The sequence below is a fragment of the Providencia alcalifaciens genome (assembly GCF_915403165.1).
GTDB classification, from domain to species: domain Bacteria; phylum Pseudomonadota; class Gammaproteobacteria; order Enterobacterales; family Enterobacteriaceae; genus Providencia; species Providencia alcalifaciens_C.
Map to the genome: position 1 here is coordinate 372,705 of NZ_OU659204.1, position 12,055 is coordinate 384,759.

At 41.4% G+C, this 12,055-nt stretch carries 11 protein-coding genes; 4 read left to right on the forward strand and 7 right to left on the reverse strand.

The window, feature by feature from the left end; all coding sequences use genetic code 11:
• Positions 1–11 precede the first annotated feature (11 nt).
• Positions 12–1,550, reverse strand: coding sequence for a hypothetical protein (locus tag LDO73_RS01645; protein ID WP_224059907.1), 1,539 nt, complete (start codon positions 1,548–1,550; stop codon positions 12–14).
• A gap of 213 nt (positions 1,551–1,763) precedes the next feature.
• Positions 1,764–2,396 (reverse strand): cAMP-activated global transcriptional regulator CRP, encoded by a 633-nt coding sequence (gene crp / locus LDO73_RS01650; RefSeq protein ID WP_006813718.1) that lies wholly within the window; start codon positions 2,394–2,396, stop codon positions 1,764–1,766.
• A 323-nt stretch (positions 2,397–2,719) separates the two neighbouring features.
• On the opposite strand from crp, the gene LDO73_RS01655 reads away from it, so the two are divergent.
• Positions 2,720–3,124, forward strand: a complete 405-nt coding sequence (locus tag LDO73_RS01655) for an OsmC family protein (protein ID WP_224059908.1) — start codon at positions 2,720–2,722, stop codon at positions 3,122–3,124.
• Between the two features lie 79 nt (positions 3,125–3,203).
• On the opposite strand, the gene LDO73_RS01660 is transcribed toward LDO73_RS01655, so the two are convergent.
• Genes LDO73_RS01660 through LDO73_RS01670 form a run of 3 tightly spaced genes read right to left on the reverse strand, consistent with a single transcriptional unit; the run spans position 3,204 to position 5,317 of the window.
• On the reverse strand, positions 3,204–4,070 hold the full coding sequence (locus tag LDO73_RS01660) for a phosphoribulokinase (RefSeq protein ID WP_224059909.1): 867 nt from the start codon (positions 4,068–4,070) through the stop codon (positions 3,204–3,206).
• A 48-nt stretch (positions 4,071–4,118) separates the two neighbouring features.
• On the reverse strand, positions 4,119–4,337 hold the full coding sequence (locus LDO73_RS01665; RefSeq protein WP_108478754.1) for a YheU family protein: 219 nt from the start codon (positions 4,335–4,337) through the stop codon (positions 4,119–4,121).
• Entirely contained in the window at positions 4,334–5,317 is a 984-nt protein-coding gene (locus tag LDO73_RS01670) for a hydrolase (RefSeq protein WP_224059910.1), read from the reverse strand. Before LDO73_RS01670 ends, LDO73_RS01665 begins: the two co-directional genes overlap by 4 nt.
• A 113-nt stretch (positions 5,318–5,430) precedes the next feature.
• On the opposite strand from LDO73_RS01670, the gene LDO73_RS01675 reads away from it, so the two are divergent.
• Positions 5,431–6,036, forward strand: coding sequence for a LysE family translocator (locus tag LDO73_RS01675; RefSeq protein ID WP_224059911.1), 606 nt, complete (start codon positions 5,431–5,433; stop codon positions 6,034–6,036).
• Between the two features lie 62 nt (positions 6,037–6,098).
• Here the strand turns inward: LDO73_RS01675 and murP are convergent, their stop codons facing one another.
• Together murP and murQ are read right to left on the reverse strand one after the other, a co-directional pair.
• Positions 6,099–7,568, reverse strand: coding sequence for a PTS N-acetylmuramic acid transporter subunit IIBC (gene murP / locus LDO73_RS01680; protein WP_224059912.1), 1,470 nt, complete (start codon positions 7,566–7,568; stop codon positions 6,099–6,101).
• 27 nt (positions 7,569–7,595) lie between these two features.
• The gene (gene murQ, locus LDO73_RS01685; RefSeq protein WP_224059913.1) at positions 7,596–8,507 is read right to left on the reverse strand and encodes an N-acetylmuramic acid 6-phosphate etherase; all 912 of its coding nucleotides are present in this window, start codon (positions 8,505–8,507) and stop codon (positions 7,596–7,598) included.
• Between the two features lie 250 nt (positions 8,508–8,757).
• On the opposite strand from murQ, the gene LDO73_RS01690 reads away from it, so the two are divergent.
• Positions 8,758–9,618 carry a MurR/RpiR family transcriptional regulator gene (locus LDO73_RS01690; RefSeq protein ID WP_224059914.1) on the forward strand — a complete coding sequence of 287 codons (861 nt, stop codon included), beginning with the start codon at positions 8,758–8,760 and terminating at the stop codon, positions 9,616–9,618.
• Between the two features lie 96 nt (positions 9,619–9,714).
• Entirely contained in the window at positions 9,715–11,982 is a 2,268-nt protein-coding gene (adiA, locus tag LDO73_RS01695) for an arginine decarboxylase (protein ID WP_224059915.1), read from the forward strand.
• The last annotated feature ends 73 nt before the right edge of the window (positions 11,983–12,055 follow it).

Here is a 12,055-nt window from a genome sequence, read left to right on the forward strand (position 1 = left end):
TATTCAAGTTGTTACTTGTTATTAAGCTTAGCTAATTTTATTTTAATCTTCGCAGAATGTACTTCTTCTTTGGCTATTTGCTCGCTTAGACTATTTAGACCATGAAGGGTTTCTTGCGTTTTTTCCAACAGCGCATCTAATTTTTTAGTATCGGGTTTTCCTTGATTTGATGCTATGTCTGGTGAGTTTTCATTTAGTGAAAACTGATATTTTTCACTATTATGTTTAGCTCTTAGCATTGATGTTTTAGTTTGGTATATTTTCCCATCAAATTGATATGTTTTTTTCTTTGGCTTCACGAAAAAATATGTTTTTTTCTGCGGTGTCTCTGTATTTTCTGCTTTTTTGCTTTTTAACTCATTATTTTTTTGAGTGGTAATATGATCATTTTTTATATGCATCTTTGTTGTTTCTTCTGAACTATATCCTGATTCCCCCGTTGTTTCTGAAAAATAGCCAGATGAGTTGGAATTTAAGCTTTCATTGCTAGAAAATAGTTTACTTTCTCGTTCGTTCAGTGAATCCATATCTTTAAGAAGTCGATTTATTGACTTCATGTCTGTTTTATCGACAAGTAATTTATCGAGCTGATGAGTTGATGGAATTGCTAATTTAACGAGGCGCTCGGTAATTTTTTTTTGTAAATTATCTTGCAAGTCACTAGTGTCATTATCCCAATCAAGCTCATCATTGAACTCAAATTCGGTATCACTGCTCTTTGTTTTATTCTCATTTTTTATTTTTGAAATAGAATTTTTCTGTATCATGCTTGATTCAGCTTCTTTTTTTATTCTCTCTTCATCTGCTTTTATTGCATTTTCTTTGTCTGTCTCTATTTTTTTTAATTGCTCATCCAGATTGGATTTTAATGATTTTAGCGTGTTAAGGTTATTTTCAATCTTTTGAGTCGAAGCGGTGTTTTGATAAGTTATTACATTGTTTTCTATTGTTTCTTCATGTTTTTTTTGGGTTTCAATTATGTTTTTAAAGGTAACAAAAAATTTTTCATTATTATTTTTTTTAAAGATATTTTTTAAATATCGAATACCTTTTTCATGTGTTGATTTTATTTCTAAAATAAAATTTGAGAATCGGTTTGATGAACGTTTTAAATTAAACTCTTTAAAAGCGTTGGTTTCTGGAGTGCTTTTTTTATCAATTATCATTAGCTCGGCATCCTGTTTTTCATTAATAAATGGTTCGTTTTTTATTGAGACGAAATGGTTAAAAATACGTGGGGATTTAAGAATTAAAAAATGGTCATTAACTTCAATAGCTTCATGGTATTTATAGGGAAGTTTTATTTTCTCTACTGGAGGGGAGTATTTAATTAGGTTAATTTCTTTTTGTTCACTTGGTTCAAAATGGCAAGTCGATACGGCAAAATGTTTTTTTTGATAATTTAAATTAGGTAGGTGGTTATTTTCAGATACGCATAAACTAATATTATTTGTTTTTTTTATTTCATTAGATAATGATGAAGTGGTTATCATTTTATTATCATTGATATTAATGATGCTTTCGTTTCTTGGATTGATATTTTTAATCATCGTGTCGTCAACTCTTAATAATGGTTTAGTTACCACTATCTTAGTTTGATAATTAACTATAATTATATAAAGAAACGATACTCATCAATGAACATATATAAATGAGGGGGGAATATAAAGGATCTTAATTGAGAGAAAAATAGCTTTGTACGTGAAGTATAAAGCTATTTCAATATAGAAGCCTCACCAAGAAGGGTGAGGCTAACAAGGGGATCAGCGAGTACCGTAAACAACAATCGTTTTGCCGTGTGCGGAGATTAAGTTTTGATCTTCCAGCATCTTTAAAATACGACCGACAGTTTCGCGAGAACAACCTACGATTTGACCGATTTCCTGACGAGTAATTTTGATTTGCATACCGTCTGGGTGAGTCATCGCATCAGGCTGCTTAGCTAAATTCAATAATGTTTGAGCAATACGACCAGTAACATCTAAGAATGCAAGGTTACCCACTTTTTCGGACGTGGTTTGTAAACGACTCGCCATTTGCGCAGAAAGGCGCATCAGAATATCTGGATTGACTTGAATCAGCTGACGGAATTTTTTGTAAGAAATTTCCGCGACTTCGCAAGCAACTTTCGCGCGAACCCACGCAGTTCGTTCTTGCCCTTCTTCAAATAACCCAAGTTCGCCAATGAAATCTCCCTGATTTAAGTAAGAGAGAATCATTTCCTTGCCTTCTTCATCTTTGATTAAAACAGCCACTGAGCCTTTAACAATGTAGTAAAGGGTTTCTGCTTTTTCACCCTGATGTATCAGAGTGCTCTTGGATGGATACTTATGAATATGGCAGTGTGACAAAAACCATTCAAGAGTAGGGTCTGTTTGTGGCTTGCCGAGAACCATTAGCGTTATCCTCTGTATGTTATTGCAACCTTTCGAAAAGTAGGGAAAGGCTGACTTCAAAGTGTCTAGCTTAGCATATTAAGTCACATTGATACCCATTATTAATATCGCCCTAGGTCAATGCAAATTAATATCAATTGTATAATATAATCAATTAAATCGTTGAGTATTGATCTTAATCCTATCAACTAACCATTGTTTGTATCATATCCAATGCGGAAAGTCTCCCCTGTATCGCTTCAGCTTAATAATGCTGATATAACATTATCTAGATATATGGAACAATGTGGCGATAAATATCACTATTTTCGAGAGGAATAAAAATGGAAGCACGCGTAAAGTGGGTTGAAGGGCTCTCTTTTCTAGGTGAGTCAGCATCAGGTCATCAAATTATGATGGATGGCAATGCAGGCGACAAAGCACCAAGTCCGATGGAAATGGTTCTAATGGCGGCAGGCGGATGCAGTGCGATTGATGTGGTTTCTATTTTACAAAAAGGTCGTCAGGATATTGTTGATTGTGAAGTGAAGTTAACTTCACAACGTCGTGAAGAAGCCCCGCGTTATTTTACGGATATCAACCTGCATTTTATTGTGACGGGACGTGAATTAACGGACAAAGTGGTGGAGCGTGCGGTTCAACTTTCAGCAGAAAAATATTGTTCCGTTGCTATCATGTTAGAAAAAACGGTAAATGTGACTCATAGTTTCGAAATTAAAATGCCGTAATTGTTTTCTTGATAATAAGATGCTTATCGATAATTAAGATAAACATCTTATTATTTATCTATTTAATTAGAATCTCAAACTATCCATTTCGTTGTTTCATTAGTTTTTCTACTAATGGCATCATAATAAGCTCCATCGCGAGTCCTAATTTCCCACCGGGTACTACAATGGTATTTATCGCTGAAATAAACGAGCCATTTAACATGGATAATAAATAAGGAAAATCGATCTGTTCTAATCCTCTAAAGCGAATAACGATAAAACTTTCGTCCTGTGAAGGAATTGCTTTGGCAGAAAAAGGGTTAGAGGTGTCAACGGTAGGAACCCGTTGGAAGTTAATATGAGTACGAGAAAACTGTGGCGTAATATAGTTAATATAATCACCCATCGAACGTACCACGGAATCCATGACTGCTTCACGAGAATGCCCTCGCTCGGTGGTATCGCGGATCAATTTCTGAATCCATTCAAGGTTAACAATCGGCACTACACCTACAAGTAAATCAACATGTTGTGCAACATCGTGCTCAGGGGTAACAACACCGCCATGTAATCCTTCATAAAACAGCACATCGGTATTGGCGGGTAGCGATTCCCACGGGGTAAATGTGCCGGGTTGCAGACCGTAAGGCACCGCTTCATCGTAAGTATGTAAATATTTCCGAGATTGGCCACCACCCGTTTGGGCATAATCAATTAGGGTTTGTTCAAGTAGAGAAAAATCATTGGCTTCTGGGCCGAAATAACTGATATGGCGTCCTTGTTCGCGGGCTTTACGAATGGCCATATCCATTTCAGGGCGGGTATAACGATGAAAACTATCGCCTTCAAGGGTGGCAGGGCGGATATTTAATTGATGGAAAATTTTACGAAAAGCTTGGCTCGTTGAGGTTGTTCCTGCGCCACTCGAACCCGTCACTGCAATAATCGGATGCTTCTTCGACATAGTGGACTCCCTGTTTTACGCCATGACCACTATTTTTGAGAAACAGCGCTACGGGCGAAACTGGTTATTAGGCATGAAATTTACCGACTCATGTAACTCAGACCAGACTAGCACAATTTCGCCAGAAACTAACTGCCGTTTCACATCATTGACTTTGTCCTGCAAGCTTTTTTCGTGAACTCCGTAATCGGTTCCTTCGCGTAAAACATAACTCTCGATAAGGTTTTCAAGCGTTTCAGGGGCAAGATCTTTCCACGGAATAATCATGGTTTTTGCTCATTCAAATATGCAGTTAGCCACAGAGGAATACGAGTTTCTAACCACATTTGTGGCTTCCTAAAACTACCGCCGACAAAGCCTACGTGTCCACCATGCTCCGTCATTTGGTATTCAATATTTTCGGGTAAATGGCTCAAATCAGGAACAACCTCTGGTGCCATAAACGGATCGTCTTTCGCGTGAATAATCAGGGTTGGCTTAGTAATTTGAGATAATTTAGGCAGCGCACTGCATTTTTGATAATAATCCGCAGCATCATCAAAACCATGAATACGTGCGGTGATCACATCATCGAATTCACGAATGCGTTTTAACTGTTTAAGCTGCAACAAATTAAGAGGAAGTGAACCTGGATAACGTACCAACTTACGGGTGGCGTTACGTTTCAATCCATTTAATAGGTAGCGCTGATAGAGCTGAGAAATTCCTTTCTCCATTTTCATGGAGCAGGCTTCGAGCATTAATGGAGCCGAGACAACAACGCCGGCATCTAATTCAGCGTTCTCACCATTTTCAGCTAAATAACAGGCGAGCATATTACCGCCAAGGGAATAACCTACGGCGGCGGTGGGGGCATCACCCCATGTCTGTTTTAACCAATGTAAGAAATAGCGCGCATCACTGGTTTCACCTGAATGATAAATACGTTTTTGGCGATTAGGTTCACCGCTGCATCCTCTAAAATGCATGATCACGCCGAGCCACCCTTGTTTTTGGGCGCTTTCTAACATCCCGTGGGCATAGGGGCTTTTAAAATTTCCTTCCAACCCATGAAAAATCACTAAGCGAGGCTTTTTACTCGCTTGCTCTGGGTTTTCACTCCAAGCAAGATCGATAAAATCACCGTCAGGCAATTCTAATCGCTGCCATGTTGGGATAATTTTCGGGGTACGACGAAAGATCCTTGGCAATAAGGTTTGGAGGTGTGGGTTCTTTGCCCAGCTCATAGGGCGGAAATTTTCTGACATGGCCTTATTTTTTATTTAGTGGAACGCTTGTGAGTCACATAACATACTGTTATTTTTCTGTGATGCAAGTAAACAAATTTAGAAACAAATTTAGGTTGAGGAACATAGTATAAATGACTCTGGGGCTAATTTTTTCGCTTTTTACGTTTTTATTCATTGCAGCAGTCACTCCCGGCCCTAACAATATGTTGTTGACCTCTTGTGCAGCTAACTACGGTTTTCGTCGCAGTATCGGATTATTATTAGGAATAATGCTGGGGATGCAGTCAATTTTATATTTGTCTGCCTTCGGTGTTGCCGCGTTATTACTATTATATCCTGCAATTCACATTGTGCTGAAGATCATTGGTAGCGTTTATTTATTATGGCTAGCATGGAAAACAGCCACTGCCAGCTACGAACCACTCAAAACAGACAGCAAAGCCTCTAAAAGCGTCACTTGGTTTCAAGGTGGATTATTACAGTTCTTAAACCCAAAAGCATGGATGATGGGGTTAGGTGCAGTAGGGAGCTTTAGCCTTCCTGGGGAGTTATTTACCCAATCTATTATCGTGATGAGCATCGCTTTTGTGATTGTGAATTCTGTAGCGGGCTTAATTTGGATGGGATTTGGTTCCTTGATTGGTGTTTTCTTACGTAGCCGCCGCGCATGGTTTATTTTCAATCTTGTGATGGGTATTTTGACTGCCGCGTGTGTGCCGCTAATTTGGTTAGAGTAAGTTTTTCTCGTAGAAAAAAGGCACCTTAGGTGCCTTTGTTGCTTTTCAATCCACACTATTTTTTAGTCTAAATCGACATTTTTGCTACCGAACAGATAAGTAAAAATAAATCCGCACAGATAAGAGACTAAGACACCGCCAGCATATACCGCCATTGCAGGAAGCACGCCTTGGCCTGATGTCATCAGTGGAATAGCGATTAACCCTGAAGGTCCGAACACCGTATTAAGCCCAACAGGCAGACCCATCCACGCGACTGCCCCGATAAAGAAACCACCGGCAGCGCCCCCTAAACAGGCGGTTACAAACGGTTTCACGCGCGGTAGCGTCACCCCGTAAATTAATGGTTCACCAATGCCTAAGAAACCCGGGAATAGAGCACCACCAATTTGACTACGGGTAACAGAGCCTTTCTTCGCCTTCACATACAGTGCCAGTGCCGCACCTACTTGACCCGCACCCGCCATCGCTAAGATTGGGAATAACGAGTTAAACCCTTGGGCTTCAACTAACGCGACATACACCGGAATAAAGCCTTGGTGGACACCGAACATTACCGCAATCAGGAATAGACCCGCTAAGACGGCGGTACCGATAGGGTTTCCGTTTAAGTGCATGAATAACCAAGACATCCCTTCGAACAGCCACACACCAATAGGCATGATGAAGACAAAGGTCGCAGCACCGACGATTAACAGCGTAATCGTTGAGGTTAAAATAATATCTAAACTAGCCGGAATGATTTTGCGTACTTGTTTTTCAACCCAAGCACCAAAAATACAGGCAATTAGGATCCCGATAATGTTGCCTCTCGGGTCGATATACCAACCAAAGAAGTCTGTCATTCCAGAATAGAAGCCTTTAGTGGCCGCCGGGTCGTAACCTAAAATAAACAACGCAGCGATAATGGCACCGTTAACGCCACTTCCCCCAAACGCTTTTTGGGCGTTATAACCAATCAACAATCCCATAAAAGTGAATAACCCTTTACCGAATACACTCATATAGGCAATTAAGCTTTTGAGATGGCCAAGTTGAGTTGAATCTGCAGGGAATAGGTTTTGGTTCGCCGATAATAATGTAAGTAATGAGGCCAAGCCCATTAAGAGACCTGCGCCGATAAAGCCCGGAATTAATGGGGTAAAAATAGTCGCAAATTTAGATAAAAAGCGATGAACGGCGCTGGTTTGTTTCTTCTTCAGCTGCTGTTTATTGGCTGAAGCAATCTCTTTCAGATCTTGGGTCGCGGCAGAATCATGAGCTTCATCCGCTTCGCCATTTTCTAGCATTTGTTTCATTAAATCTGCGGCTGCTTGGGCTTTTCCTGGGCCTAAAACAATTTGCAGCTGGTCGTCACTTTCAAGCACACCCAGTACACCGGGGATTTTTTTGATTTCGGTTTTATCAACAAACTGGTCATCATGTAAGGTGAGTCGTAAACGCGTCATGCAGTTACCACACTGCTTGATATTGCGACCGCCACCTATGTGTTGCAGGATCTGCTGTATCATTTCATTTGTTATTTTAGCCATACTGTTTCTCTCATAGAGATCCGCCGGTTAGACGGATTTTGCGATGTTGAGGGCAGTGCGAATAAAGCCATGATTTTGAGCGAGTAATTGACGAGCATCATCAGCATTTAAGCCAGATAAAATCATCAAAATCGCTGTCTTACAGTGTCTATCACATTGTTGTAATGCAGATTCTGCGCTTTGGCGGTCACATTCGGTTGCTTCCATCACAATTTTAGTCTGGCGCTCAATGAGCTTGGCGTTGGTCGCCTCTACATCTACCATTAAATTGCCAAAGACTTTACCGATGCGGATCATCGCCCCTGTAGTGATCATATTTAAAATCAGCTTTTGTGCGGTTCCCGCTTTCATGCGCGAAGAGCCGGTGACAACTTCAGCGCCCACAATCGGGGTGATGGCAATGTCAGCGGCTTGAGAGACAGGGCTATCAGGGTTACAGCTAATCGAGGCAACGGTTGCACCTAAGGAGCGTGCATATTTCATGGCACCCAGAACATAAGGCGTGCGGCCACTGGCGGCGATCCCAACTAGAATATCTTTTTGATTAAAATCGATATTCTTCAAGTCTTGCTCCCCTAATTCGGGTTTATCTTCCGCATTTTCAACCGCACGGAAGATAGCTTGGTGACCACCAGCAATCAGCCCAATAACTTGCTCATGAGGGGTTCCATAGGTCGGTGGGCACTCACTGGCATCGAGGATCCCTAAACGTCCCGAAGTACCCGCGCCGGAATAAATCAGACGACCACCTTGTTGGAAAGCTGCCGCAACTTTATCGACCAATTGTGCAATTTGCGGTAAGGTTTTTTCGACAGCCAAAGGGACTTTTTTATCTTCATTGTTGATTACTTGAAGCATTTCAATGGTAGATAATTGGTCAATGTGGGTACTGGCTTCGTTACGGCTTTCCGTGACCATCTTGCTTAAATCAATCGACATAGTAATAACTCCTTAAACGTATCATGAGGGTATGCTATGGAATTATTTATTCCCTTGATGTGATGGTTATCACGGTGTTATCTATTCTCTCTTGCCAATATAAGCGAATAAATTTGGTTGTTTATCACTCGGTGAAATAGTAGTTGTTTGAATTTAAATGATTAATTATCAAGCATTGAGTTTTTATTAAAGGAATAATTTATTTGTAAATTTATTCTGTTGATGAGGATTTATCTACTTGAGGGTTACTATGACGTTACTCGATACCATCACGTACCTATTACCGCGATTAGCGGAAAATCAACGTAAAATTGCACAATTTATCTTAGAAAGTCCAGAAAATGTGCTTAAACTGTCATCTTCACAATTAGCAGAGCAGTTGGGGATCAGCCAATCCGCTATTGTGAAGTTCAGTCAAAAGTTAGGTGTAAAGGGGTATCCCGCGCTGAAATTGGCGCTGAGTGAAATCATTGGTCGCCAACAACAAGAGTTGGGGGAGCCTCACAGTGCATTACATAACCGTATTACTCAAACGGATAGCTTGATGGTGGTCGCGCAGAAGTTGGCATTAGAGAAAAATTATTCCATCACGGAAACAACTAAACGCCTTGATTTTAAACAATTTGAAAAAATCATTCAGCGCATAGATAGCGCACAACGCGTGCAGATTGTTGGGATTGGCGGCTCAGGACTCACTGCGAAAGATTTAAGCTATAAACTCCAGAAGATAGGCATTACCACTCTTGTGGAGCCAGATCATCACGTTCAAATTGCTGCGGCCTTAACCTTGACGCCGAAAGATGTGCAAATCGTCATTTCCTTCTCTGGAAAGCGCAAAGATATGCTTACTGCCGCGAATATTGGGCATCAAAATGGTGCTTGCGTTATCGCTATCACGCGCTCGAAAGATTCACCCCTCGCTCAAATGTCAGACTATATGTTGGAAAGTGTGGCGGAAGAGAACGAATGGCGCAGCTCATCAATTTCGTCAAGAACGGCACAAAATACCCTTACCGATTTGCTGTTCATGGCGTTGTTACAAAAACGGGAAGATAAAGCGAAAGCATTGGTGATGAATGCCAAAGTGATGATTAATAAACTTGACGAATAACTATTAATACCCCGATAACTTTGCAAAATAATCTTATCTGCGTTAAGACTAAAGGAGGAATTATTTCGCTTAAAACAATTCATTGAGGGAGAGTCCATGAGGGCATTGATCGTTTATACCGAGCTAACAGACGAAGATTCTGTGATCAGTCATGCGGTTGCACGGCTGGCAAGCGAACTGAATGACGAACACGTCGAAACGGTGATTATCCGTGATTTTGAAGACGGTCTTGCCTATATTCGCTCAAATACCAGCATTGACTGCTTGCTTTACGGGCGAGATATGTCCGATAAGGAAGAACAAGCTCAAGCCCATCGCCTAATCACTCAGCTTCATCGCCGTCAAGAAGACGTGCCCGTTTTTCTCCTGAGTGATCGTGAAGAAGCCTTAGTGGCATTTGATAGAAAAATGATGGAGCAAGTGGATGAGTTTGCATGGATTTTAGAGGATTCTGCGGACTTTATTGCTGGACGCGTTCTTGCAGCCATCATTCGTTACCGTGCGCAATTGCTCCCACCATTAATGAAAAGTTTAATTAAATACAGCGATGTACACGAACACTCATGGGCAGCTCCGGGGCACCAAGGGGGTGTCGGCTTTACCAAAACGCCAGCAGGGCGTATTTATCACGACTTTTTTGGCGAAAATTTATTCCGTACAGATATCGGCATCGAGCGAGTTGCCGTTGGTTCGTTACTCGATCACACTGGGGCATTTGGCGAGTGTGAGAAAAACGCGGCACGGATTTTTGGTGCTGACCAATCCTATTCCGTTGTGGTTGGGACTTCGGGTTCGAATCGTACCATTATGCAAGCTTGCATGACGGATGACGACGTGGTGGTTATTGACCGGAACTGCCATAAATCCATTGAGCAAGGTTTGATTTTAACGGGAGCAAAACCTGTTTATATGGTCCCGAGTCGTAACCGCTATGGGATTATTGGACCGATTTACCCCACAGAAATGTCCCCTGAAGCCATTCAGAAAAAGATCGCTGATAATCCATTTACTGCCGATAAAACGGATAAAAAGCCAGCGTATAGTGTGGTAACAAACTGTACTTATGACGGTGTTTGCTACAACGCGCGTAAAGTGCAAAATTTATTGGATAAATCCCTCGATCGAATTCATTTTGATGAAGCATGGTACGGTTACGCGCGATTCAATCCTATTTATCGTGACCATTTTGCGATGCGCGATGAAGAGCGCAAAGAGAATGACCCTACCATTTTTGCTACTCACTCAACCCATAAATTATTGAATGCGCTGTCCCAAGCCTCGTTTATTCATGTTCGAAATGGACGCAATGCTATTGATTTTAATCGCTTTAATCAAGCCTATCACATGCATGCAACCACCTCGCCGCTGTATGCCATTTGCGCCTCAAACGACATTGCTGCGGATATGATGGATGGAAATAGTGGGCGCTCATTAACCGATGAAGTGATCCGTGAAGCCATCGACTTTCGTCAATCTCTCGGCTACTTGTACAAAGAGTTCCAAAATGATGGTGAATGGTTTTTCAAACCATGGAACCAGGAAACGGTGAAGGATCCTGCAACCGGCGAGCGCTACGATTTTGAGTTTGCTCCTGTTGAATTGCTGATGAAAGAGCAAAGCTGCTGGGTAATGAATCCTGAAGATACGTGGCATGGCTTCAAAAATATTCCCGCTGACTGGGCTATGTTAGATCCAATTAAAGTGAGTATTTTGGCTCCGGGGATGGGGGATGATGGCAAGCTACTCGATTCCGGTGTCCCAGCGGCGCTCGTGACCGCATGGCTAAATCATTATGGTATTGTGCCGACTCGTACCACTGATTTCCAAATTATGTTCCTGTTTTCTATGGGGATCACCAAAGGAAAATGGGGCACATTAGTTAATGCATTGCTCTCCTTTAAACGCCACTATGATACCAATACTCAACTGAAAAAAGTGTTACCGGAAGTAGTGGAAGTGGCACCTGATATTTATGGCGAGATGGGGCTGCGGGACTTGGGGGATAAGATGTTTGCTTATTTGCAGCGCAATAACCCAGGAAGTCAGCTGAATCAAGCCTATTCAGAGTTACCAAATGTCATGATGAGCCCGCGTGATGCCTATCAACAGATCGTTGCGAATCGCGTTGAAGCTGTGCCATTAGATAAGCTGTCTGGGCGTATTGCGGCGAACTCGATTATTCCTTATCCACCGGGGATCCCAATGTTGTTATCTGGCGAAAGCTTTGGAGAAACCAACAGCCCACATATTGGTTATCTGCGTAGTTTACAAGCGTGGGATAGCGAGTTTCCGGGCTTTGAACATGAAACGGAAGGCACAGAAAAAATTGATGGCGAATATCATGTAATGTGTGTGAAGGTGTGAAGCGGTACCCTATAACAATTGCATGAAATGCGTCTAATATTTTTTATTCTTGTATTACCTAGCCAAGTTTCAC